Source organism: Pseudomonas sp. VS40, from assembly GCF_018587885.1.
Classification (GTDB): domain Bacteria; phylum Pseudomonadota; class Gammaproteobacteria; order Pseudomonadales; family Pseudomonadaceae; genus Aquipseudomonas; species Aquipseudomonas pergaminensis.
In genome coordinates this window covers 513,190-538,282 of the sequence record NZ_JAGYWD010000004.1, presented here as the reverse complement: position 1 = coordinate 538,282, position 25,093 = coordinate 513,190, and the positions used below count along the sequence as shown (strand labels likewise).

Annotated in this window: 18 protein-coding genes; 12 read left to right on the top strand and 6 right to left on the bottom strand. The window is 59.8% G+C overall.

Going from position 1 to position 25,093, the window contains the following annotated elements; translation table 11 throughout:
- The first annotated feature begins 19 nt into the window (after positions 1 to 19).
- The 5 genes from KHP07_RS15235 to KHP07_RS15215 all read left to right on the top strand — a co-directional run bounded on the left by KHP07_RS15235 (position 20) and on the right by KHP07_RS15215 (position 5,451).
- Entirely contained in the window at positions 20 to 661 is a 642-nt protein-coding gene (locus KHP07_RS15235; protein WP_078050100.1) for a YfgM family protein, read from the top strand.
- Positions 654 to 1,805, top strand: coding sequence for an outer membrane protein assembly factor BamB (gene bamB, locus KHP07_RS15230; RefSeq protein WP_214497443.1), 1,152 nt, complete (start codon positions 654 to 656; stop codon positions 1,803 to 1,805). The genes KHP07_RS15235 and bamB overlap by 8 nt, the downstream gene beginning before the upstream one ends.
- A gap of 134 nt (positions 1,806 to 1,939) precedes the next feature.
- Positions 1,940 to 3,409 carry a ribosome biogenesis GTPase Der gene (gene der, locus KHP07_RS15225; protein WP_078050098.1) on the top strand — a complete coding sequence of 490 codons (1,470 nt, stop codon included), beginning with the start codon at positions 1,940 to 1,942 and terminating at the stop codon, positions 3,407 to 3,409.
- A gap of 114 nt (positions 3,410 to 3,523) precedes the next feature.
- Entirely contained in the window at positions 3,524 to 4,672 is a 1,149-nt protein-coding gene (locus KHP07_RS15220; RefSeq protein WP_078050097.1) for a pyridoxal phosphate-dependent aminotransferase, read from the top strand.
- Entirely contained in the window at positions 4,660 to 5,451 is a 792-nt protein-coding gene (locus KHP07_RS15215) for an amidohydrolase (protein WP_099494232.1), read from the top strand. Before KHP07_RS15220 ends, KHP07_RS15215 begins: the two co-directional genes overlap by 13 nt.
- A 164-nt stretch (positions 5,452 to 5,615) precedes the next feature.
- Here the strand turns inward: KHP07_RS15215 and leuA are convergent, their stop codons facing one another.
- The 5 genes from leuA to KHP07_RS15190 form a co-directional block, all read right to left on the bottom strand.
- Positions 5,616 to 7,295 (bottom strand): 2-isopropylmalate synthase, encoded by a 1,680-nt coding sequence (gene leuA / locus KHP07_RS15210; protein ID WP_010207924.1) that lies wholly within the window; start codon positions 7,293 to 7,295, stop codon positions 5,616 to 5,618.
- Positions 7,296 to 7,660: 365 nt separating this feature from the next.
- Positions 7,661 to 11,086: a membrane-targeted effector domain-containing toxin gene (locus KHP07_RS15205; RefSeq protein WP_214497442.1), complete on the bottom strand. Its 3,426-nt coding sequence runs from the start codon at positions 11,084 to 11,086 to the stop codon at positions 7,661 to 7,663.
- Positions 11,087 to 11,263: 177 nt separating this feature from the next.
- Complete coding sequence (locus KHP07_RS15200) at positions 11,264 to 12,085, bottom strand: M23 family metallopeptidase (protein ID WP_214497441.1); 822 nt, start codon at positions 12,083 to 12,085, stop codon at positions 11,264 to 11,266.
- A gap of 3 nt (positions 12,086 to 12,088) precedes the next feature.
- Positions 12,089 to 13,468: an exodeoxyribonuclease VII large subunit gene (gene xseA, locus KHP07_RS15195; RefSeq protein WP_214497440.1), complete on the bottom strand. Its 1,380-nt coding sequence runs from the start codon at positions 13,466 to 13,468 to the stop codon at positions 12,089 to 12,091.
- A gap of 30 nt (positions 13,469 to 13,498) precedes the next feature.
- Positions 13,499 to 14,389, bottom strand: coding sequence for a LysR family transcriptional regulator (locus KHP07_RS15190; protein WP_078050093.1), 891 nt, complete (start codon positions 14,387 to 14,389; stop codon positions 13,499 to 13,501).
- Positions 14,390 to 14,488: 99 nt separating this feature from the next.
- On the opposite strand from KHP07_RS15190, the gene KHP07_RS15185 reads away from it, so the two are divergent.
- From KHP07_RS15185 to guaA, 4 genes are all read left to right on the top strand, one after another.
- Positions 14,489 to 15,256, top strand: coding sequence for a sulfite exporter TauE/SafE family protein (locus tag KHP07_RS15185; protein ID WP_214497439.1), 768 nt, complete (start codon positions 14,489 to 14,491; stop codon positions 15,254 to 15,256).
- Between the two features lie 137 nt (positions 15,257 to 15,393).
- A complete protein-coding gene (locus KHP07_RS15180) occupies positions 15,394 to 15,942 on the top strand; it encodes a hypothetical protein (protein WP_025859262.1) in 549 nt (182 codons plus the stop codon).
- Positions 15,943 to 16,160: 218 nt separating this feature from the next.
- Entirely contained in the window at positions 16,161 to 17,630 is a 1,470-nt protein-coding gene (gene guaB / locus KHP07_RS15175) for an IMP dehydrogenase (protein ID WP_038446326.1), read from the top strand.
- Positions 17,631 to 17,710: 80 nt separating this feature from the next.
- A complete protein-coding gene (guaA, locus tag KHP07_RS15170) occupies positions 17,711 to 19,288 on the top strand; it encodes a glutamine-hydrolyzing GMP synthase (protein ID WP_028617834.1) in 1,578 nt (525 codons plus the stop codon).
- A 198-nt stretch (positions 19,289 to 19,486) separates the two neighbouring features.
- Here the strand turns inward: guaA and treR are convergent, their stop codons facing one another.
- Positions 19,487 to 20,191 (bottom strand): trehalose operon repressor, encoded by a 705-nt coding sequence (gene treR / locus KHP07_RS15165; RefSeq protein ID WP_214497438.1) that lies wholly within the window; start codon positions 20,189 to 20,191, stop codon positions 19,487 to 19,489.
- Positions 20,192 to 20,432: 241 nt separating this feature from the next.
- On the opposite strand from treR, the gene treP reads away from it, so the two are divergent.
- From treP to KHP07_RS15150, 3 genes are all read left to right on the top strand, one after another.
- Positions 20,433 to 21,875, top strand: a complete 1,443-nt coding sequence (treP, locus tag KHP07_RS15160; protein ID WP_099494239.1) for a PTS system trehalose-specific EIIBC component — start codon at positions 20,433 to 20,435, stop codon at positions 21,873 to 21,875.
- 107 nt (positions 21,876 to 21,982) lie between these two features.
- Complete coding sequence (gene treC / locus KHP07_RS15155; protein ID WP_214497437.1) at positions 21,983 to 23,629, top strand: alpha,alpha-phosphotrehalase; 1,647 nt, start codon at positions 21,983 to 21,985, stop codon at positions 23,627 to 23,629.
- A gap of 152 nt (positions 23,630 to 23,781) precedes the next feature.
- A complete protein-coding gene (locus tag KHP07_RS15150) occupies positions 23,782 to 25,002 on the top strand; it encodes a maltoporin (RefSeq protein WP_214497436.1) in 1,221 nt (406 codons plus the stop codon).
- Positions 25,003 to 25,093 lie beyond the last annotated feature (91 nt).

Genomic DNA, 25,093 nt, shown 5'->3' with positions numbered 1-25,093 from the left:
GCGATTAAGGAGTATTGGGGTGTCGAGTACTGATGATGAGCAACTGGCCGAGTTCAAGGACTGGTGGCAGCGCAACGGCAAGCCCCTGGTTACTGGCGGCCTGCTGGCTTTAGTGGTGGTGTTCGGCTGGCAAGCCTGGACCAAGTATCAGGCCAACCAGTCCCAAGGCGCCTCGATCCTCTATCAGCAATTGCTGGAAACTACCCTGACGCCGGACGGCAAGCCTGACCCTGCGCAGGTTGCAGACCTGGCCGGCAAGCTGAAGAACGAATTCGGCGGGACCACCTACGCCCAATACGGCAGCCTGTTTGTCGCGAAAGTCGCGGTCGACACCGGCAAGCTGGATGACGCCGCCGCTGAGCTGAAGGCCATCGCCGACAAGCCGACCAACCCGACCCTGGGTGAAATCGCACGTCAGCGCCTGGCTCAGGTACTGGCGGCACAGAACAAGGCTGACGAAGCACTCAAACTGCTCGACGGCGATGCTGACAAGGCATTTGTAGCCACTCGCGAAGAGCTCAAGGGCGACCTGTTGGTCCAATTGGGTCGTACCGACGAAGCCAATGCTGCGTACCAAAAAGCCAAGGCGGCGCTGTCTGATGAAGCGGCGGTCGGTGGCTTACAAATCAAGCTGGACGACTTGGCCAAAGGGGATGCGTGACGTGATCCGTTGGAAACATGCAGCATTGCTGGCTCTGGCCGTTCTGGCCGCGGGTTGCAGCAGCAACAGTAAGAAAGAACTGCCGCCTGCGGAGCTGACCAGCTTCAAGGAAGAAGTGGTCCTGCAAAAGCAGTGGAGCCGCTCCATCGGTGATGGCCAGGGTGAAACCTACAACATGCTGGTACCGGCAATCGACGGTGACAGCATTGTGGCCGCTGACGTGACCGGCGTGGTGATCGCCATGGATCGCATGAACGGCGACGTTAAGTGGAAGAAAGACCTCGAATTGCCTGTCTCCGGCGCCGTCGGCGTGGGTTACGGCATGGTCCTGCTCGGCACGCTGAAAGGCGAAGTCGTGGCGCTGGATTCCAGCACCGGTGAAGAGAAATGGCGCGCTCGCGTGACCAGTGAAGTCCTCGCACCGCCTGCCACCAACGGCGATATCGTCGTGGTGCAGACCCAGGATGACCGCGTGATCGGCCTCGACGCCAGCACTGGCGAACAGCGCTGGTTGTACGACAGCACCCCGGCGGTGCTGACGTTGCGCGGTACCAGTGGTCCGATTGTGACCAACAATCTGGCCGTGGCAGGCCTGTCGACCGGTAAAGTGGTCGCCCTGGATACCCAGAACGGCGTGCCGGCCTGGGAAACCCGTGTGGCCATCCCTCAAGGTCGTTCCGAACTGGACCGCGTAGTGGACATCGATGGCGGCTTGCTGCTGTCCGGTGAAACCCTCTACGTCGCCACTTACCAGGGCCGTGTTGCGGCACTGGACCTGCAGAGCGGCCGTGTTAACTGGCAGCGTGATGCTTCCAGCTACGCCGGTGTCGCCCAAGGGTTTGGCAGCGTCTACGTAAGCCTCTCGTCCGGCACCGTTGAAAGTGTCGACGAGCGTTCCACCACTGCACTGTGGAGCAATGACTCCCTGGCTCGCCGCCAACTGTCGGCGCCGGAAGTATTCTCCAGCTACGTGGCGGTCGGTGACTTCGAAGGCTACCTGCATCTGCTGAGCCAGGTGGATGGTCGCTTCGTGGGTCGCGAGCGTATCGACAGCGACGGCCTGCGTGCGCGTCCGCTGGTGGTGGGTAACATGCTTTATGTGTATGGCAACAGCGGCAAGCTGGAAGCCCTGACCATCAAGTAAGAACTATGCTTGGGGTAACACCCAGGCGGCCCCGCTTCGGCGGGGCATGCGGCATTTGATTATGCTGCCCCGAGCACCAGCCGCTGCCTTGCAGCGGCTTTTGTATTTTCTGAAATAACGAAGTGGAGAGCCGCATGGTTCCCGTAATCGCCCTGGTGGGCCGACCTAACGTCGGCAAGTCCACCTTGTTCAACCGCCTGACCAGGACTCGCGACGCCATCGTCGGCGACTTGTCCGGTCTGACCCGTGATCGCCAATACGGTGAGGCAAAGTGGCAAGGGCGCTCCTACATTATTGTCGACACCGGTGGTATCTCCGGTGACGAGCATGGCATGGACGAAAAGATGGCCGAGCAGTCGCTGCTGGCCATTGAAGAAGCCGACGTCGTGTTGTTCCTGGTGGACGCCCGTGCGGGCTACACCGCTGCTGACCAGATGATTGGCGAGCACCTGCGCAAGCGCAACAAGCGTTCCTATCTGGTCGCCAACAAGATCGACAACATCGATCCTGAGCAGGCCCGTGCCGAGTTCAGCCCGATGGGCCTGGGCGACGCGATTCCAATCGCCGGTGCCCACGGTCGCGGCATCACCCAGATGCTGGAAGTCGCCTTGCGCGACTTCCCCAAGGATGACGTCGAGGAAGAAGAGGGCGAGGAAGAGATCGTCGCCGAAGGTGAGGAAGCCAAGCGCATTCCTGGCCCGAGCGAAAAAGACGGTATCAAGATCGCCATCATCGGCCGCCCTAACGTCGGCAAGTCGACCCTGGTCAACCGCATGCTCGGTGAAGACCGGGTCATCGTCTATGACCAACCCGGCACCACCCGTGACAGCATCTACATCCCGTTCGAACGTAACGACGAGAAGTACACGCTGATCGACACCGCCGGTGTGCGCAAGCGCGGCAAGATCCACGAGGAAGTTGAAAAATTCTCGGTGGTCAAGACCCTGCAGGCGATCAAAGACGCCAACGTGGTGATCTTCGTGATGGATGCCCGCGAAGGCGTGGTGGACCACGACCTCAACCTGCTGGGCTTTGCCCTCGAGGCCGGTCGTGCCCTGGTGATCGCGATCAACAAGTGGGACGGCATGACGCCGAGCGAGCGCGACTTCGTCAAGATCGAGTTGCAGCGTCGCCTGTTCTTTGTCGAGTTCGCTGATATCCACTTTATCTCGGCACTGCACGGCACCGGCGTGGGCAACCTCTACGCATCCGTGCAGAACTCGTTCAAGTCTGCGGTGACCCGCTGGCCGACCAACCGCCTCACCCAGATCCTGGAAGACGCCGTTGGCGAGCACGCGCCACCGATGGTCAACAACCGCCGGATCAAACTGCGTTACGCCCACTTGGGGGGTGCCAACCCGCCGATTATCGTGATCCACGGTAACCAGATCGAGAAGGTGCCGAAGTCCTACGTGCGTTACCTGGAAAACACCTACCGCCGCGTCTTGAAACTGGTCGGTACGCCGATCCGTATCGAGTTCAAGGGTGGTGAGAACCCATACGAAGGCAACAAGAACACACTGACTGACCGTCAGGTGAACAAGAAGCGTCGCTTGATGACTCACCACAAGAAGGCCGATAAGAAGCGCCGCGACAAGCGCTGATTTCGACCTCGCGAAAAGGGCTCTTGAAGAGCCCTTTTTTGTGCGCGACCGTTTGTGCCTTGACCCGGTGCGGCCGGCAGCTTAAAACTTGAGGCTCACCTGCAGGGGCCTCCGATGATCACCAGCAAGCTGCCGAATGTCGGCACGACCATTTTCACCACCATGTCGCAACTCGCAGCCGAAACCGGCGCACTCAACCTGTCCCAGGGCTTTCCGGACTTCAATGGCCCCCAGGGTTTGCTCGATGCGGTGGGCAAACATATCGCCCTCGGTCACAACCAATATGCGCCCATGACCGGCCTACCGGTGCTGCGTCAGCAGGTGGCGGCCAAGATCGCCCGCAGTTATGGCGCCACGGTGAATGCCGACAGCGAGGTGACCATCACCCCTGGCGCCACCGAGGCGATCTTCTGTGCGATCCAGGCGGTGATTCGCAACGGCGATGAAGTCATCGTGTTCGACCCCAGCTACGACAGCTACGAGCCCTCAGTGGAACTGGCCGGCGGTCGCTGCGTGCATGTGCAACTGAGCCTGGACGGCTTTGCCCTCGACTTCGAGAAGATCAAGGCCGCGCTGTCACCGCGCACGCGCATGATCATCCTCAACTCCCCCCACAACCCGACTGGCGCGCTGATCAGCCGCGCCGAACTGGACCAATTGGCCGAACTGATCCGCGACCGTGATATCTACCTGGTCAGCGATGAAGTCTACGAGCACCTGGTCTTCGACGGCGTGCCCCACGTCAGCGTGCTGGCCCATGAAGAGTTGTACCAGCGCGCTTTCGTGGTCAGCTCGTTCGGCAAGACCTACCACGTCACCGGCTGGAAAACCGGCTACGTTGTCGCGCCGCCGGCCCTCAGCGCCGAACTGCGCAAGGTGCATCAATACGTCAACTTCTGCGGCGTAACCCCGCTGCAGTATGCGTTGGCCGACTTCATGGCCGAACACCCGGAACACGTCGAGGAGCTGCCGGCGTTCTATCAGGCCAAGCGCGACCTGTTCTGCGATTTGCTTGCTCCGTCCCGATTCAGCTTTACCCGTGTGACTGGCACCTACTTCCAGCTGGTGGATTACTCACAGATCCGCCCGGACCTGGATGACGTCGCCATGTCTCTCTGGATGACCCGCGAACACGGCGTGGCCACCATTCCGGTCTCGGTGTTCTACCAAACCCCACCCCAAGGCCAGCGCCTGGTGCGCCTGTGCTTTGCCAAACGCGAGGAAACGCTGCAACAAGCGGCGGAAAAACTATGCGTGATCTGAGTGCACTGCCGAACCTGACTCTCGCCCTGGTCCAGACCAGCCTGGCCTGGCACGACCGCCAAGCCAACCTCGATCATTTCGAGCTGCTGTTGGAGCAGGCCAAAGGTGCCGACCTGATCGTACTGCCGGAGATGTTCACCACCGGTTTCTCGATGGAGTCGCAAACCCTCGCAGAGCCCGAGAACGGCCCGACCCATCGCTGGCTCCAGGCCCAGGCGGCGAAGTACAACGCGGTGATCACTGGCAGTGTGATCATCCACGCCGCCGACGGCAGCCACCGCAATCGCCTGCTGTGGGCACGACCGGACGGCGAGGTGCTGCATTACGACAAGCGCCACCTGTTCCGCATGGCTGGCGAGCACGACCACTACACCCCCGGCGAACGCCAGGTGCAGTTCGAGTTGAAGGGCTGGCGTATACGCCCATTGATTTGCTACGACCTGCGCTTCCCGGTATGGAGTCGCGATGCTCAGGACACTGACCTGCTGCTGTACACCGCCAACTGGCCGGGTGCGCGGCGCCTGCATTGGAACCGGCTGCTGCCGGCACGGGCCATCGAGAACCTGTGCTACGTGGCGGCGGTGAACCGCGTGGGCACGGATGGTAAGGGGTTTGCCTACACCGGGGACAGCCAGGTGCTGGACTTTCAGGGTGAGACGCTGCTGAGTGCGGGGGAGGCGGATGGGGTGTTCCAGGTGAACCTGGATGCGGCGGAATTGGCGGCATATCGCACCAAGTTCCCGGCCAACCTGGATGCCGATAGCTTTCAGTTTGTCTGAACCACCGCCATCGCGGGCAAGCCCGGCTCCCACACTTGGTGCAATGACCTGTGGGAGCCGGGCTTGCCTGCGATGAGGCCCTCACAAGCAACACAAATCTGATAGGCCAACAAAAAGGCCCCTGAGTTCTCACCCAGGGGCCTTTTGCATTCCTACGAACCGGCTTACGCCGCTTTTGCTTCCTGCTGGCTCAACGAGCGGTTCAGCGCGCTGAACAGCGCCTTGAAGCTGGCGGTGGTGATGTTTTCATCAATACCCACGCCATGCACCGGGCGCTCGCCGTTCACGCGCAGCTCGATGTAGGCGGCCGCCTTGGCGTTGGTGCCCGCACCGATTGCATGTTCGTTGTAGTCCATGATCTCCACGCCAATCGGCAGGCCCGCTACCAGCGCTTCCAGCGCGCCGTTGCCTTTGCCTTTCCAGTGCAGGTTGGTTTCGCCCTGGCCCTTGCCCGAGACTTCCACCTCGACAAAGCTGTTGCCGTTCTCTTCCTGCAGGCGATGGCTGACCAACGCGTACGGGGTGTTGGCTTGCAGGTATTCACGCTGCAGCAAAGCGTAGATCTGCGGTGCGGTCATCTCCAGGCCGACGCGGTCGGTTTCGGCCTGTACCACCTGGCTGAACTCGATCTGCATGCGACGCGGCAAGCTGATGTCGTACTCCTGCTCCAGCAGGTAGGCGATGCCGCCCTTGCCCGACTGGCTGTTCACGCGAATCACCGCTTCGTAGCTGCGGCCAATATCGGCCGGGTCGATCGGCAAGTACGGCACTTCCCACAGCGCATCGTCTTTCTGCTGGGAGAAGCCCTTGCGGATCGCATCCTGGTGCGAGCCGGAGAAGGCGGTATGCACCAAGTCACCGACGTAAGGGTGACGCGGGTGAACCTGGATCTGGTTGCACTCTTCGACGACTTTGCGCACGCCATCGATGTCGGAGAAATCCAGCTGCGGGTCGAGGCCCTGGGTGTACATGTTCAGCGCGACGGTGACGAGGTCGACGTTACCGGTACGCTCGCCGTTGCCGAACAGGCAGCCTTCGACACGGTCGGCGCCGGCCATCAGGCCCAGCTCGGTGGCGGCCACGCCGGTGCCACGGTCGTTGTGGGTGTGCAGGCTGATGATCACGCTGTCACGGCGGTTGATATGGCGACCGAACCACTCTATCTGGTCGGCATAGATGTTCGGCGTGGCGCATTCCACGGTGGCCGGCAGGTTGAGGATCATCTTGTGCTCAGGCGTCGGGTTCCACACCTCGATCACCGCGTCACACACTTCCTTGGCGAACTCCAGCTCGGTGGCGCTGAAGGTCTCCGGGGAGTATTCAAAGGTCCACTGGGTTTCCGGCTGCTGGGCGGCGTATTTGACGAACAGCTTGGCCGCGTTGACCGCGATGGCCTTGATGCCTTCCTTGTCCTGGTTGAACACGATACGGCGGAAGGACGGGGATGTGGCGTTGTACAAGTGCACGATGGCCTTCTTGGCCCCGCGCAGGGATTCAAAGGTGCGGGCGATCAAGTCTTCACGGCCCTGGGTCAGCACCTGGATGGTGGTGTCCTCGGGGATGTGGTTGTCTTCGATCAGGGTGCGCACGAAGTCGAAGTCGGTTTGCGATGCCGCCGGGAACGAGGCTTCGATTTCCTTCACGCCAACGGCGACCAGGGTCTTCCAGAAACGCAGCTTTTTCACCGCGTCCATCGGCTCGATCAGCGACTGGTTGCCATCACGCAAGTCGGAACTGCACCAGATCGGCGCTTCGGTGATGGTCTTCGATGGCCAGGTGCGGTCCGGAATATCGATGGTCGGGAACGCGCGGTACTTCGAAGACGGGTCTTTGAGCATGCTCATCGGGAAATCCTTTGTTGTAGGGGCCGAGAAAAGGCGGCCTGCCGTATGACTGTTTTTAGGGATAAAACGTAAAGACGAGGCAGATCGATTCAGCCTGGCAGTCGTGCGCTGACAAGGCACAGGCTGCGGTGCTGGCGGAGCTGAATGAGGGTGTGAGAGGTTTTCATAAGCTCAACCCTAACCGTGTGGGGGAAAGATGGCAAGTTACGAAAAAAAATTGAGATAATTTCCTATTTTTACCGTTTTATTGGTTTTTGTTGTTGTTTGTTTTGTATTTATGGTGATTTGTTGCGCTGCTGATCTGGCTTTGCGCAATCGGTTGGCCCGCAGCGTATGCGCTGTGGGCCCCGGATAACGCGTCCGCGTCAATAGGTCAGTGCGTCGATATTGTAATCCACATGAATATCACCGTAAGGCTCGGGGATACTGGTGCCACGCAGGAATTTCAGCGTTGGTGGAGGTGTATTAGGGGGCTGGCTCACGATACTGGAGCTGCCTTTGAGAGAGGGTGTCACGGACATTCCTACCCCGCCGGTCTGCTCTGCGATGCCGGGGACACCGTCATACGTATTCATGTGGTCTTTCCCTACGATGGCCACGAATTTTTCGCCGGGTGGTGTTTGTTCGATGATCTTTGCTGCGTGGTAGTTGAACTCCTTCAGTCGGAATTCCGCTCCCCGTGGGTGCGTGAACAAATTCATTTTCATCGGGTTGTCTGTGCGCCACGTCAATTGCTGGTGCTCAAGCCCAATGACCTTTATCCCATGCTTGTCTGCTTCATTGATGATGTCTACCAGCGTAGGGCCACCCGTGTAGTCCGGGTTGTAGACGTGTTGACCAAAATTGGGTGCATCTGATGGGAGCAGCGCCGCGTCGGCGATGTTCGACGAACCCTGGATAAAGGGCGCACCTTCAACGTAAATAATGGTGACGCCGCTGTCCTTGAACTTCTGCATTTGATCAATGACCAATTGATACGCCGCAGGTTCGTCATGTATTTCTCCCAGTACCAGCCCACGCACACCGGGTTGCGATAACGTGCGTCGAATGGCCGACTCCGGTGTACTGTTGATGGTCATTACGGGAAGCGAAGGACGGGCCGGCATCCCATTCGTTTCCAGATCGATGTAGTAAATGTCCATGTCGCGTCTGAACCACCGCCGGATCTGCCCGGTTACGGCCGGATCACCGTTGAAGTCACGGGCCGCATTGCCCGAGAGAATCCGATTCATGTAAGTGTCGTGCTCGGGGGGTAAGGTCCTGCCCCGATGTCGCTTACCCCCAAGTATTTCATTTACTCGCCACTCTCCCTCGGCAGTGGAATACACCGTCATCACGGGCTTGCCCGTTTCTCTTTGAATGATCTGCACATACTCATTGCTGAGTTTGAAATTGCCCTTGATCTCATACACCTGGCGAACGCCGGTCGTGTCGGTAAAGCGGATGAACCAGTGATCCTCCCCAGTTGTTCCATCCTTGACCTGATAGATGCCCTTCGCGTTGCACGGAGCGTTTTCAATCAATTGCTCACCGTCGGCTACTGCATACTGGCTGATATTGCCTACGTGGCTGGGGCGTAGTCGGTTTGCCACCGGCTTGACGATCCGAGGGCTTTCGCCTGGTATCGGGGCAAGTGGTTTTTCTTCCGGAGAAATGAACGAATCTTTCAGTGGCGCCATTGTGCCTACACCGAACAGTGTATTGAGCAAACCATCGAATGCCTTGGATGCTCCGTCTTTGCGTTCTGCCTCGGTGTCCCCGGAATATTCTTTTTCCGCGCCCAGTGTCAATTCCGTCAAGCCTGTCACTACCGCCGCGGCAGCAACCGGTGCGGCGATGGGCGCAAGTTTGGCCAGTAAGCCCGCAGCTACGGTCACGTCGTTGAGCCAGGTGTCGCGTGTGACCTCACTATTAGACTTGATGACGCTATCGGCATCACTGGTCATGCGGACTTTGCTTGCATTCGCGATGCTGGCAAAAGCATCTCCCTCGATTTTGTGCAGCGAGCTGTGCTCGGCTGCGCCGGGCTCCAGTTTATCCGTGGACAGTTTTTGGAAGATGGAGTCGAGCCCCTCAACCTTGTTGGGCAAGCCAATGAATAACTTCAGGAACAACGAGGCCTCTGGCGCGAGCGCCCTCCCGATATATTCCAGAGTGCTGGGTTCGTGGTTCTGTCGGGTGATCAGTGGGAAGTGGGCAAGCAGGGCCTGGCTTTTTTTTACGTTCTTGGTCTGCTCTGCGATCCACTGATCCAGCGCTTCGACAGAGGCAAACTTGAGAAAGGCCGGTTCGGCGCCTGGTATGTAGAGAATTTGCTGGTGGTTGCCAAGATCGGTAAATCGCAGAATATCGCTCGACGGAAAACCACCGATATCTAGCGCATGGACTTGAACGTTGCCTTTTACGGGGGCCTTGGCCTCCAGTTGTTCGACGGTCAGTGGTGCATTTTCATCCAGTGGCAAGTGGGGCGCCGCTGCCATCACCATTCGATAATCGTCCCGGGTGAAACGATGCTCAGGCGCTTGAAGGGCTTGCTCTGCGGGTGATTTGCGCTCAAACGCTTTCAGTTGCTTGCGGGCCTGAAAAACGAACTCTCCTTTGAGCGCTACCTCATAGTCATTCAGGTGGTCTTTCCAAAATGTGTCTATTTTTTTGCTCATCTGAGCCTGAAAGTCGGTTTTCCAACTCGCGTGCATCACAGAGGAAGGTGCCAGAGGGAACTGGTTGTAAGAACCGTATCCACCCTTTTGACTTTTACCGGAACCGTCCATGTAGAGACCGGCTTCCAGGTCCAGGCTGCCAGGATCCCAGTCATGCTCGGAGAAGTTCTTCAACAGTGCGTCCGGTAGGCGCAGTGACGAATAGGGTTCCTCATTTGGATGCTCCCAACCGGTCACTGTGGCGGTTTCCTGGCTGAGCGGCGTGCTTGAACTCTTGAACCGATTTAAGTAAATCGTGTCGGCATCCACGTGCTTGCCGGTCAACTGGAAGATAAGGCTTTCTGCCCATTTCTTGGCTTCTGCCCGTACGTCAGGCAGCGTGTTGGCCACATCGATTGCCAGGCGCTTGTAAGTCAGTGCTTGAGGTGCGCTGATGTAGAACTTGGCGGCGTTTTGTTTGTGCTGTTCTAGGGCTTGTGCCGAGCGGCTACTGGCCGGGCGTAGGCGGTCGTCGTTGGGAATGGGGTCAAACGCTTGGTTCTGGTTCAGGCGCCTTATCAATGCCCGGGTTTGGGCCAGGGTCTTTGGGGGAGGTTCGCCCTGGAAATTTGAGACCACTGCTACGTTGACGTGTATTGAGCCAGTCCCGAATTGCACCTGAAGCTCATCAACGTTGCCGGGTGCGATGACCCTGGCGGCTGCCAGGAGCGGAGCCGAGACCTGTCCCCATCCGGACATGTCCGTGAGAGCGAAATGTTTCTTTTCTTTGCCCACCTGGGCTGTTAACGCACCAGTTGTTGGGTTGATGGTAAGCAGGGCGGACTGATCGATGTTTTGCTCGTTTAGCCAGCGTTGAACGACAGGATGCTCTATTTGTGCTCGATACAGCGCTAGCCATTGGCCCAGCGTGCTCTGCAGGGGCACGTTTACAATTTCGGAGGGGGTGTCCAGCGTGGGGCCCTGTATGGCCGAAAGGTAAGCCTTGAGCAATGCTGTTTCATGGGGGTTCGTTGCTGCGCTGGACTTGAGCTGTGAGGCAGGTAGCGTGCGTGATTTGATATGGGGTTCAGCGGGGGACTGATTTCCCTGTTCAAGGTGCGGTGATCGTCTTTGAGTGGCAGATAGCTGCATGCTTTCGGTTCTCAAAAGTTGAATGATGGCTGCATGGCACTCCCTGTCAGCCGTGGCACCCTATACGTTCTGAAAACCGAGCATTTGATTCCAGCGATTGTGTCACTGGGTGTTATCTGGCCCTGCGTGTGTGCCTTTGAAAACGGCACTGTGGGTTGTTTGTCGGGAAGTGCTGCTTCAGGGCTGAAATGCGCCGATAAAGATCGCCGGGTCGACCCGTGCGTCGTTCAGGCTGACGTTCCAGTGCATGTGCGGCCCGGTCGCACGGCCTGTCGAACCGACCTTGCCCACCACGGCTCCGCGCGCCAGTTGCTGGCCGACTTTCACGTCGATCTTCGACATGTGGCAGAACATGCTGATGAAGCCCTGGCCATGGTCGACAAATACTGTGTTGCCGTTGAAGAAATAGTTGCCGACCAGAATCACCTTGCCGTTCGCCGGGGTCTTGATAGGGGTACCGGCCGGCACGGCGAAGTCCAGGCCTGAATGGGGGTTGCGCTCTTCACCGTTGAAGAAGCGACGCACACCGAACTTGCTCGACAGCGGCCCGTTCACCGGCTTGTCCAGCACCAGGTTGCTCGGCAGGTTCTGGCTGAAACTGCGGTAGGCCTTGATCTGCACCGCCAGCTCCGCTTCGATGCGCTTGAGCTGCGCCGGGTCGGGGTTTACCTGGCTTTTGTTTTTCAGGGTGATGCGTTGTTCCGGGTACTTCTTGTAGCCAACGATAAACGGCAGGTTGCGCCCGCCGCTGCTGATGCGTTCGTTGCCTGGCTTGACCGTCAATGGAATACCGACAATCGCCAGCCAGTTGTCCGCCTCTTTCACCACCAGCACCGGCTTGCCCTGATAGGTGGCTTTTGGCGCCGCTGCTGCGGGGCCCAGCTCAACCACGGCAACGCCACCCGGCACCGGTTTGTTCAAGGTGCGGGTGATGTAGCTGTCGGCGTTGGCGTTGAAGGCGAGGCAAAACAACATCAGCAGGCTAAATAAACGTGGCATCAATCAATCCAATAACGAAAGGGTGACGGGTGTCAGGTGGTTGTCTTCCACCCGCACTTGCAATTGGCCTTCACCGAGGCGCGCGGTCAGGCGCTGGCCGGTGTGGGTTTGCGCGGCATTGCGAATCGCTTGGCCGCGCTCGTCCAACAGGATGCTGTAGCCGCGGCCCAAGGTCGCCAGTGGGCTGACCACCTGCAGCGTCTGCACCTGGCTCTGCAGTTGCAGGCGCCGGGCCTTGAGGCCTTCGCGCATGGCGCGGGGCAGGCGTTCGGCGAGGCTCTCCAGGCGCTGGCGCAACAGGGCCAGTTGACGCCCAGGGTGCTGGCCGGCGAGGCGGGTTTCCAAGCGGATCAGGCGTTCGCGCCGGGTATTGAGGCTGCGCTCAAACGCGCGACGCATGCGCATGTCCAGGTCATCCAGGCGCTGGGCCTGTTGGCGCAGGCGTTCGCCGGGGTGACGCAGGCGCCGGGCCATGCCCTCCAGGCGCAGGCGGTCGTGGCTCAGGCGGTTGCGCATCAGCATCACCAGGCGGCGGTGCAGGTTTTCGACCTGGCGCACCAGGTGGCTGGCGTCTGGCGCGAGCAATTCAGCCGCGGCGGAGGGGGTAGGGGCGCGCACGTCCGCTACGAAGTCGCTGATCGACACATCGGTTTCATGACCGACAGCACTGACGATCGGCGTAATGCATGCATCCACCGCTCGGGCCACGGCTTCTTCGTTGAAGCACCAGAGGTCTTCCAGTGAGCCGCCGCCACGGGCCAGGATCAGTGCATCGAAGCCGCGCGCATCCGCCAGTTTCAATGCCCGCACAATCTGGGGGATGGCTTCGCGACCCTGCACGGCCGTGGGGATCAGTGTCAGTTCAATGTTCGGCGCTCGACGGCGGAACACGCTGATGATGTCGCGGATCACCGCACCGGTCGGTGAGCTGATAATGCCAATGCGCCGAGGGTGCGCTGGCAGCGGCACTTTGCGTTCGGCACTGAACAGGCCTTCGGCGCTGAGCTTTTCCTTCAGGGCATCGAACGCGAGACGCAGCGCTCCATCACCGGCGGACTCCACGGTATCGAGGATCAACTGGTAGTCGCCACGGCCCTCGAACAACGAGACCTTGCCGCGCACTTTCACGGCCAGGCCATCTTTGAGTGCCTGGCGCACGCGCGCAGCATTGTTGCGAAACAGTGCGCAACGCACCTGCGCGCCGCTGTCCTTGAGGGTGAAGTACACATGGCCAGAGGCCGGACGGGCGAGGTTGGAGATCTCGCCTTCGACCCAGATATTGGTGAACACGTCTTCCAGCAACACCCGCGCGCGGCCGTTGAGCTGGCTGACAGTCAGGACTTCGCGGTCCAGGCCCAGGCGGGCAAACGGGTCTTTAATCATGAGAGGCGATCTTTAATCATGGTCGGCAGTTTATAGGCATTCGCGCAAGGTTTGGCAGAATTGCTCCACCAGCGCGCTCGGCGCCTGTGCGCAGGCCAGGGCCACGGTGCTAAGGCAGTCCGGATCGGCCAGGGGCAAAAAGTGCACGTTGGCTGGCGCAATGTCCTGCATGGATTTTGGTAACAAGGCAATACCGAAGCCGGCCTGGATCAACTGTAACTGGGTGGTCTTGCGTGACATCACCCGTGCAGCCTTGGGGAAAAATCCCGCACGCATGCACAACTCGGCTGACAAATAACTGAGGCCGCCACGCTGGGGGTGAGGGATCGAGATAAACGCTTCGTCGCGCAATTGCTCCAGCTCGATGGGTATCTGACTGCGCGCCAGCGCATGATTCGGCGGCACGGCCAACAACAGTTGCTCGCTGTATAGAGGCACGACTCGCACGCCCTCGCGCTGGCGCAACACGGGCAAGCGCAACACCCCGACTTCCAGGCGACCGTCGGCGATTTCTTCCAGTTGCGCTTCGGAAGACAGTTTGGCGATATCCATCGACACTCCAGGGCAACGCTCCAGCCAGGTGCTGATACCCTGCAGCAACAGGCCGCTCATGGGCACGGTGCTTGAATGGCTCAAGCGCAGCGTGCCGAGCTCGCCATTGCCTACTTGAGTCGCCATCTCGCTGGCCTTGAGTAGTTCGCTCAGCAGGTTGCGGGCTCGCGGATAAAAGGCTTCGCCGGCAGCGGTGAGGCGTGGTTGACGTGCGGTGCGTTCGAACAACGGGGTTTGCAGTTGGGTTTCCAGCTCCTTGATCTGCCGGCTCAGGGCCGATTGCGCCACAAACAGGCGCTCGGCAGCGGCACTGAAACTGCCGCTGTCGGCGATTTCGACGAAGTAGCGCAGTTGGCGGGTAGAGATCACGCGTCATGCCTTTTCGAGATGGGTGGAGGGCTTTGAAGATATTAGTCGCATCCCTCGCCGATGGCTAAAGTGATGGCCATCTCTAACAAGGAATTTCCCATGAGCCCGCTTGAGCTGTTGAGTCAGTGGTCGTTTGGTGGTGTGGATTGGCTGGTGATCGGTGTGGGCGTGGCGGTCGCCTATGTCGTGTTTGGCATCGCTGGTTTCGGCACCGCGCTGGTCGCCGGGCCGATCCTCATCCTGTTCATGCCGCTGTCGAAGATCATCCCGTTGCTGGTGTTGCTGGATTTTGTCGCGGCGTTTGGCAACCTGCTGCAATCGCGGCGGGACGTGAACAAACCGGAGCTGCTGCGATTGCTACCGTGCATGGCCATCGGTTGCACGCTGGGTGTGGTGTTTTTGCTCAATCTGCACTCGGATTTGTTGCTGCTATTGATGGGGCTGTTTATTAGCGCCTACGCGATATACAGCCTGGCAGTGAAGGCGCGGCCCGCGCAGCTGGCGGCGGGGTGGTCGATTCCGATGGGCACGGTGGGCGGGTTGTTCGGGGCGCTGTTTGGCAGTGGTGGCTTTTTATATGCGATCTACCTGAACAGCCGCCTGCCCAAGGAGGCGGCGCGTGCAACCCAGAGTGCGTTGATCAGTTGCAGCACGGTGGTGCGCTTGAGCCTGTTCCTGATTGCCGGGGTGTATGCGGACCTGCCGCTGCTGATGTTGGCGCTGTGCCTGTTGCCGGCGATGGCCCTGGGGCTGTGGTGTGGGCGCAGTTTGACGATGCGTATGTCGCGTGAGGCGTTTGTGCGGTTGGTGACGTGGTTGGTGTTGGCCAGTGGGATTGCGTTGATTGGGCGGTATTTGAGTACTTGACCTGTGTGGGGCAGGGATTAAGCTGCCAGCCTTCAGGGCCTCATCGCGGGCAAGCCCGGCTCCCACATTGGACTGCAATCAACTGTGGGAGCCAGGCTTGCCGGCGATGGCGCCAGTGGCCACACCGCAGGACTCCCATGAATTCCCAAAGCATCCTTGTCCCGAAAATCTCCACCTTGCCTGTCCATGAACCCCGCGCGCGGGCGATCGTGCGCTGGCTGGTGCGCAAGAACATCATCAAGGAAGAGCTGACCACCTGTGGCCGTACCGGCAATCGCATGGGCTATGCCCTGGCCGACGGTGCTCGCGCGGTGGTGCTGCACCCAGAGGCGTTGCCGTTCAATGAGCCGATCAACGGCCTGGAGATCATCTACAAGCGCTGCATCTACACGCCGGCCAAGGGCTTTCTCGAAGAGGCCGGCTGCCCGGAGTGCCTCAAGGAAGTCGGCGAAGCACTGTTCGAAAGCCTGGAAGACTGGATGCCCGGCCACACCGATAACTTCACCTGCCCGCTGTGTGGGCATGAAGACGACATCAACGGCTTCCTGTTCCTGCAGGAATGCGGGTTTTCCAACTTGGGTTTCATCTTCAACAACTGGGCGGAGGCGGGCTTCAAACAGAGCTTTATCGATGAATTTGCCGATTGGCTCGATCAGAAAATGAGCTGGGTCAAAGTCGAACTCTAAACCACCGCCGTGCAACTCTGGAGCCCGGCTTGCCGGCGATGGCGCCCGATGGTCGAGCGCAAGGCTCAAACACTTCCATTGCCTGCAAGCCGGCTCCTACAGTGGCTGTTTTTCTCCATCTATCAGTATTACCAAGTTTGTCAGAGTTTTACATTGAGCCCGACAGGGTGCATGTATATAATGGCGCGCTTCCATTTTCCCGCTCGGGAGCCCCCGCGATGCTGCGTATCAGCCAAGAAGCTCTGACATTCGACGACATTCTCCTCGTGCCCGGTTATTCCGAGGTGCTTCCTAACGAAGTCAGTCTCAAGACCCGCCTAACCCGTGGCATCGAGCTGAATATTCCTCTGGTTTCCGCTGCCATGGACACCGTCACCGAAGCCCGTCTGGCCATCGCCATGGCTCAGGAAGGCGGCATCGGCATCATCCACAAGAACATGACCATCGAGCAGCAAGCTGCCGAAGTGCGCAAGGTCAAGCGTTACGAAGCCGGTGTGGTGAAAGATCCAATCACCATCGAAGCCGACGCCACCGTGCGCGACCTGTTCGACCTGACCCGCCTGCACAACATCTCCGGCGTTCCGGTACTGCACGATGGCGACCTGGTCGGCATCGTCACTTCCCGTGACGTGCGTTTCGAGAACCGTCTTGAAGTCACCGTCCGTGAAGTGATGACGCCTAAAGAGCGTCTGGTCACGGTCAAGGAAGGCGCCGACAAGAACGATGTGCGCGAACTGCTGCACAAGCACCGCATCGAGCGCGTGCTGATCGTCGACGAGAAATTCGCCCTCAAAGGCATGATGACCGTCAACGACATCGAAAAAGCCAAGGCTTACCCGCTGGCCAGCAAGGATGACCAAGGTCGTCTGCGCGTGGGCGCTGCAGTCGGTACCGGTAAAGACACCGGCGACCGCGTTTCGGCCCTGGTCGCTGCCGGTGTTGACGTGGTGGTGGTCGACACTGCCCACGGTCACTCCAAAGGCGTGATCGACCGCGTGCGTTGGGTCAAGCAGAACTTCCCTGACGTACAGGTGATCGGCGGCAACATTGCCACCGGCGCTGCCGCCAAGGCCCTCGCCGAAGCGGGCGCGGATGCGGTCAAGGTCGGTATCGGCCCGGGCTCGATCTGCACCACCCGTATCGTCGCCGGTGTCGGCGTGCCGCAAATCAGCGCCATCGCCAACGTCGCCGCAGCCCTTGAAGGCACCGGCGTACCGTTGATCGCCGACGGCGGCATCCGTTTCTCCGGTGACCTGTCCAAGGCCATCGTGGCCGGTGCTTCCTGCGTGATGATGGGCTCGATGTTTGCCGGCACTGAAGAAGCGCCAGGCGAGATCGAACTGTTCCAGGGTCGTTCCTACAAGGCTTACCGTGGCATGGGTTCGCTGGGCGCCATGTCCCAGGCGCAAGGCTCTTCCGACCGCTACTTCCAGGACTCCTCGGCAGGCGCCGAGAAGCTCGTTCCGGAAGGCATCGAAGGCCGCGTGCCGTACAAAGGCACCCTGAGCGCGATCATCCATCAACTGATGGGCGGCCTGCGTTCCTCGATGGGCTACACCGGCAGCGCCGACATCGAAGAAATGCGCACCAAGCCAGAGTTCGTACGGATCACCGGCGCCGGCATGGCTGAATCCCATGTCCACGACGTGCAGATCACCAAGGAAGCGCCAAACTACCGTGTAGGTTGATGCTTCCAGCAAAATGTTAAGTAACCGGGGCTGTTCTTCAGCCCCGAGTTGTTTCTGATTCATTAGACGAGACTGACTTCATGGCCCTCGACATTCACGCCCACCGCATCCTGATCCTCGATTTCGGTTCCCAGTACACCCAACTGATCGCCCGCCGCGTGCGTGAAATCGGCGTGTACTGCGAACTGCATCCGTTCGACATGGACGACGAAGCGATCCGCGAATTCGCACCGAAAGGCGTCATCCTCGCCGGTGGCCCCGAGTCCGTGCACGAAGCCAACAGCCCACGCTGCCCGCAAGCCGTATTCGACCTGGGCGTACCGGTCTTCGGCATCTGCTACGGCATGCAGACCATGGCCGAGCAACTGGGCGGCAAAGTTGAAGGTTCCGAGCTGCGTGAATTCGGTTATGCCCGTGTAGACGTGGTCGGCAAGAGCCGCCTGCTGGACGGCATCGAAGACCACGTCGACGCCGACGGCCTGTTCGGCCTCGATGTGTGGATGAGCCACGGTGACAAGGTCACCAAGATGCCGGAAGACTTCCACATCCTGGCCAGCACCCCGAGCTGCCCGATCGCCGGCATGTTCAGCGACGAGCGCCGCTACTACGGCGTGCAGTTCCACCCGGAAGTGACCCACACCAAGCAAGGCGGCCGCATCCTGTCGCGCTTCATCCTCGACATCTGCGAGTGTGAGGCCCTGTGGACCCCGTCGAAGATCGCTGAAGACGCCATCGCCCAGGTGCGCGCCCAGGTCGGCACCGACAACGTCCTGCTCGGCCTGTCCGGCGGCGTTGACTCCTCCGTGGTAGCAGCCTTGCTGCACAAAGCCATTGGCGACCAACTGACCTGCGTCTTCGTCGACAACGGCCTGCTGCGCCTGCACGAAGGCGAGCAGGTGATGGCCATGTTCGCCGAGAACATGGGCGTCAAGGTGATCCGCGCCAACGCCGAGGACCAATTCCTCAACAACCTGGCCGGCGAGTCCGACCCAGAGAAGAAGCGCAAGATCATCGGTCGCACCTTCATCGACGTCTTCGATGCCCAGTCCAACAAACTGGACAACATCAAGTTCCTCGCCCAGGGCACCATCTACCCTGACGTGATCGAGTCGGCCGGCGCCAAGAGCGGCAAGGCCCACGTGATCAAGTCCCACCACAACGTGGGTGGCCTGCCTGAGGAAATGAACCTCAAGCTGGTAGAGCCGCTGCGCGAACTGTTCAAGGACGAAGTCCGCCGTCTGGGCCTGGAACTCGGCCTGCCGTACGACATGGTCTACCGCCACCCATTCCCAGGCCCGGGCCTGGGCGTGCGTATCCTCGGTGAAGTGAAAAAGGAATACGCCGACCTGCTGCGTCGCGCCGACCACATCTTCATCGAAGAACTGCGCAAGGCCGACTGGTACCACAAAGTCAGCCAGGCATTCGTGGTGTTCCAGCCGGTGAAATCTGTTGGTGTAGTAGGCGATGGCCGTCGTTACGCCTGGGTCGTGGCCCTGCGTGCGGTGGAAACCATCGACTTCATGACCGCTCGCTGGGCACACCTGCCATACGAACTGCTGGAAACTGTCAGCGGCCGTATCATCAATGAGATCGAAGGTATTTCGCGCGTGACTTACGACGTGTCGAGCAAGCCGCCGGCGACGATTGAGTGGGAGTGATCCTGCGGTAGCAGGTGAACGTTGAATAACAAAACCCCGGCCAAGTGCCGGGGTTTTGTGTTTATGGAATACGGTAAATGGATCACCCCGATTCTCTGTAGGAGCTGGCTTGCCAGCGATGAGGCCCATGAATGATGTGGCGGGTTCAAGGATGCCATCGCCGGCAAGCCGGCTCCTACAGTGGGCGCGTCAGGCTGCTCAGCGCCGCGCAATATCCGAAAAGTAAAACTTATCCAACGTATGCCGCGACTCGGTGTACTCGAACTGCCGCCCGTCCTGCAAAAACGTCTGGTTACTCACCACGATCACATGGCTCTGACCTTCGAGGTCGAGGTGTGTCTGGTCGTCCTTGCTGCGCGGCAGGGCTTCGATGGTGCGTTGCGCGTAGGCAATTTGCAGTTGCAAGGTCTGCTCGATAAACGCGTAGATCGACTGCTCGGCAATCGCGCGATCCAGGCCGGGGATCACGTCGGCCACGAAGTGGTTGATGTCGAGGATCACCCGTTTGCCGCCGATGCGCCGTACCCGTTTGATGCGGGTGATCAGGGTGCCGGGTTCGGCTTCGATGTGTTGCAGCAGTGAGCCTTCCAGTGGGAACTGGGTGAATTCGACGACTTCGGTGCGTACGTCATCGCCCAGGTCGGCGTGGGTTTCGTGGAAGCTGACGATGCCGCCCAGCTGGAACTCGATCGGGTTGGGGGAAAGCACGAAGGTGCCTTTGCCGTGGATCTTTTGCGCAAACCCGCGCTCCTGCAACTGCTCGATGGCCCGACGTACGGTGCCTCGGCTGGCCTGGTAGCTGTCCATCAATTCGGTTTCGGAGGGAAGGCGTGTGCCGCGCTGCAGGCGTTCAGTCGTGATGCTGGCAAGCAGATCCGTATAGATCTGGTTGTATTTGCTCATGGGGATGGCTCTGTGCCTTTGCGTTCAGGCAGGAACCTTAGTGGCACAGGTGGGGTTTGTCCATTGGGCTTGCGGAGAACGATCCTTCTGTAGGCGCCGGCTTGCCGGCGCCTACAGAAAATAAACAAATTGTAACTCGTACAGACGAGTTGTTGCTTTAACTCGTACAGACGAGTACTTTTGCCTTCGGCGTGCTGCCAATGACTGCCCCCAAATAAAAAAATCAAAGTGGAAACCAAGCATGAGCCACGACTATTCGACGATTGCCCGCGAGATTCTCGAGAACCTCGGGGGCAGCGACAACCTTGAGCAAGCTGCCCACTGCGTGACCCGCCTGCGCCTGGCGCTCAAGGACCCGAGCCGGGTCAATGGCAGCGCGCTGAACCAGGTCGATCTGGTCAAAGGTTCGTTCTTCACCGGTGGCTTGTTCCAGGTGGTGATCGGCCCCGGCGAAGTGGAAAAGGTCTATGCCGCCCTGCGCGAACAGACCGGCCTCGCCGCCGCCACCATCGCTGACGTGAAGAAGAAGGGCGCCGACAAGACCAACGCCATGCAGCGCCTGGTGCGGGTGTTCTCCGATGTGTTCATGCCGATCCTGCCCGCGTTGATCATCGCCGGCCTGTTGATGGGCGTGAACAACCTGATGGGCGCCAAGGGCATGTTCATCGAGGGCAAGACGTTGCTGGAGGCGTATCCGAACCTGGATGGCCTGTGGAGCCTGATCAACCTGATGGCCAACACCTCGTTTGTGTTCCTGCCGGCATTGGTGGGCTGGTCGGCGGCCAAGCGTTTTGGCGGCAGCGAAATCCTCGGCATCGTGCTCGGCCTGATGCTGGTGCACCCGGACCTGCTCAACGCCTGGAACTACGGCAAGGCAGTCGCCGGTCTCGACGGCCAGAGCCTGCCGTACTTCGATATTTTCGGTTGGTTCCAGATTGAGAAGGTGGGCTACCAGGGGCAGATCCTGCCGATCCTGATGGCCGCCTACGTGATGAGCGTGATCGAAAAATGGCTGCGGGCGCGGGTGCCCAACGCGATTCAACTGCTCGTCGTACCCATCACCACCATCGTCGTCACGGGTGTGTTGGCCCTGGCGATCATTGGCCCGGTGACCCGTCATCTCGGCATCCTGATCACAGAAGGCGTGGTCACGCTGTTTGACCTGGCACCCATGGTCGGCGGGGCGATTTTCGGCCTGCTGTATGCACCGCTGGTGATCACCGGCATGCACCACATGTTCCTCGCCGTGGACCTGCAGCTTATTTCTACTCAGGGCGGCACCTTTATCTGGCCGATGATCGTCATGTCCAACCTGGCCCAGGGCAGCGCTGCGCTTGCGGTGTTCTACATGACCCGCAATGCGCGGGATAAAAGCATGGCGTCGACCTCGGCGATTTCGGCTTACTTCGGCATTACTGAGCCGGCGATGTTCGGGGTGAATTTGCGTTTCAAGTTTCCGTTCTATGCGGCCTTGGTGGGCTCGGGATTGGGCAGCATTTTCCTCGCGCTGAACAAGGTGCAGGCCTCGGCCATCGGGGTGGGAGGCTTGCCTGGGTTTATCTCGATTGTGCCGCAATCCATCGCGGTGTTTGTGATTGGCATGGTCATCGCGATGGTGGTGCCGTTTGTTTTGACCTGTGCGTTGAGCATCAAGATTGTTCGGCCTGGGTACAGGGTCGCCTGACCCGACGCCATCGCAGGCAAGCCAGCTCCCACATTTGAAACGCGTCCCGGGCTTGCCCGCGATGAGGCCCGAGAGGCCTGTACACAAATCAACTGAAGGAACCCACCATGCAAGACTGGCAACACTCGGTGATCTACCAGATCTACCCCAAAAGCTTCCACAGCCACGCGGGTAACGCCACCGGTGACCTGCTGGGCATCGTGGACAAACTCGACTACCTCAAATGGCTGGGCGTCGACTGCCTGTGGATTACGCCGTTCCTGCGCTCGCCGCAGCGCGACAACGGCTACGACATCAGCGACTACTACGCCATCGACCCCAGCTACGGGACCATGGCCGACTGCGACTTGCTGATCAGCGAAGCGGCCAAGCGTGGCATCAAGCTGATGCTGGATATCGTGGTCAACCACACCTCCATCGAACACGAGTGGTTCCAGCAGGCGCGCAGCAGCCTCGATAACCCGTACCGCGACTTCTACATCTGGCGCGACCAGCCGAATAACTGGGAATCCAAGTTCGGCGGCTCGGCCTGGGAATACGAGGCGCAAACCGGGCAGTACTTCCTGCACCTGTTCGACCACACCCAGGCCGACCTGAATTGGGACAACCCCAAGGTGCGTGCCGAGGTGTTCAAGCTGATGCGCTTCTGGCGCGACAAAGGCGTGGGCGGTTTCCGCCTGGACGTGATCAACCTGATCTCCAAGCCTGCCGATTTCCCCGAAGACACCAGCGACGGTCGGCGCTTCTACACCGATGGCCCGAACGTGCACGAATACCTGCAGGAAATGCACCGCGAAGTGTTCGAAGGGCATGACCTGATCAACGTCGGCGAGATGTCGTCCACCAGCCTCGAACACTGCATCCGCTACTCACGGCCAGAGTCGAAAGAGCTGTCGATGACCTTCAACTTTCATCACCTGAAAGTCGATTACCCGAACCTGCAGAAGTGGGTGAAGGCCGACTTCGACTTCTTGCAGCTCAAGCAGATTTTCTCCGACTGGCAACTGGGCATGCAGGCCGGTGGCGGCTGGAACGCGCTGTTCTGGTGTAACCACGACCAGCCACGGGTGGTCTCGCGCTTCGGCAATGACGGTGAGCATCGGGTGGTCTCGGCCAAGATGTTGGCGACCGCGCTGCACTTCCTCCAGGGCACGCCGTTTGTGTACCAGGGCGAAGAGCTGGGCATGACCAATCCTGGCTTCGACAGGATCGAGCAGTACCGCGATGTAGAGACCCTGAACATCTTCCGGCTCAAGCGCGATGCGGGTGAGTCCGAGGCGTCGAGCATGGCCGCGATCATGCAGAAATCCCGCGACAACGGCCGCACGCCGATGCAGTGGACTGCCGGGGCGAATGCGGGTTTCAGCAGGGGTGAGCCGTGGATCGGGATCCCGGCCAATGCGGCACAGATCAATGTCGAGAGCCAGTTGGACGACCCGGATTCCGTGCTGCATCACTACCGTGCGCTGATCGCGTTGCGCCGCCATGAGCCGCTGATCCAGGAAGGCGTTTATCGCCAGCTGTTGCAAGACCATTTGCAGGTCTGGGCGTACCTGCGTGAAGGCCACGGCGAGCGCCTGCTGGTGCTGAACAACTTCTATGGCACGCCGTGCGAAATCCAGCTGCCGGACGACGTCATCAACTCGGCCAGCGAGCAGCGCCTGCTGATCAGCAACTACCCCGACTGCCCGCAACGCACCGCCACCGTCGCACTGCGCCCCTATGAGTCCTTCGTCCTGCACCTGAAAGACTGAAACAACGCGCCCCTGTAGGAGCCGGCTTGCCGGCGATAGCGCCCTCAAGACCGCTATTGCCCTGCGGACTGCTATCGCCGGCAAACCGGCGCCTACAAGGGATCGTGTCGAGCAAAAAAGTAAGAAAACAATAAAAATAAAAGGAGCGTTTCATGAGAACAACAATAAAGCTGGGCCTCGTTGCGTCTTGCCTGGGCTTGCCCTTTGGCGCTCAAGCACTGGAATTTGCCGGTTACCTGCGCAGTGGCGCGGGTACTTCGACCGGTAGCGGCCCACAGCAATGTTTCCAACTGCCGGGGGCGCAAACCAAATACCGCCTGGGTAACGAATGCGAACAATACGCCGAACTGGAGCTGCGCCAAGATCTGCTCACCCTGGACGACGGCTCGGTGCTCAGCGTCGATGCAATGGCGTCGCTCTATAACAAATACGACCGCGAGCTGAAGTTCCAAGGCGAGAATAACGGCACCGCGCGCATGCCGCAGATGTATGCGCAGTGGTCCAACCTGCCCGCGCTCAATGGCGGTTCGGTATGGGCCGGTCGGCGTTACTACAAACGTAACGACATCCATATCTCCGATTTCTACTACTGGAACCAGAGCGCCACGGGCGGTGGTATCGAGGACGTGCTGATCGGCGACCTCAAATACAGCTACGCGATTTCGCGCAAGGACAACCTGTACCAGAAGGAATACGCCACCCGTCACGACTTCAACGTCGCGGGCTTCAAGACCAACCCTGGCGGCGAGCTGGAACTGGGCCTGAGCTACATCGAAAAAGCCGGCGGGCGTGACACCAACAGCGGCTGGGCGATCACTGCGCAGCACGTGCAAAAACCTTTCCTGGGCGGCAAGAACAAGTTCGCCTTGCAGTACGGCGAAGGCCCCGGCACCGGCCTGGGCTACACCGGCAATACCTTCCTGGACAACAGCAGCAAAAGTTACCGTGCCGTGGAGTTTTTCGACTGGCAGGTGACGCCGCGTTTTGGTGGGCAGGTCGAGGCGGTGTACCAGAAAGACATTCGCCCTGGCAGCCAGGACCAGACCTGGATGTCCATCGGTGTGCGCCCGGCGTATGCCATCAGCGAGCAGTTCAAACTGGTCACCGAACTTGGGCATGATCAGGTCGACGCCACCGGCGGTACACGCAAACTGAGCAAATTTACCTTCGCCCCGACCTGGTCACCCAAAGGCCCGGAATTCTGGGCGCGACCGGAGGTGCGCTTGTACTACACCTATGCAAGCTGGAACGAAGCGGCCAAGCGTGCGGCGAATGAATTGGCGGCGGGGTCGGCGTTGTCTGATACCGGCTCCTATGGCACGGCGCGGCATGGGTCGAATGTTGGCGTGCAGGTCGAATATTGGTGGAAATAGCGCGAACTCATGTGAATGCGCTTTGCGTGGGAGCTGCCTTGCCTGCGATGCGGGCGACTCGGTCTTTCAGTAACACCGAGGCGATGCTATT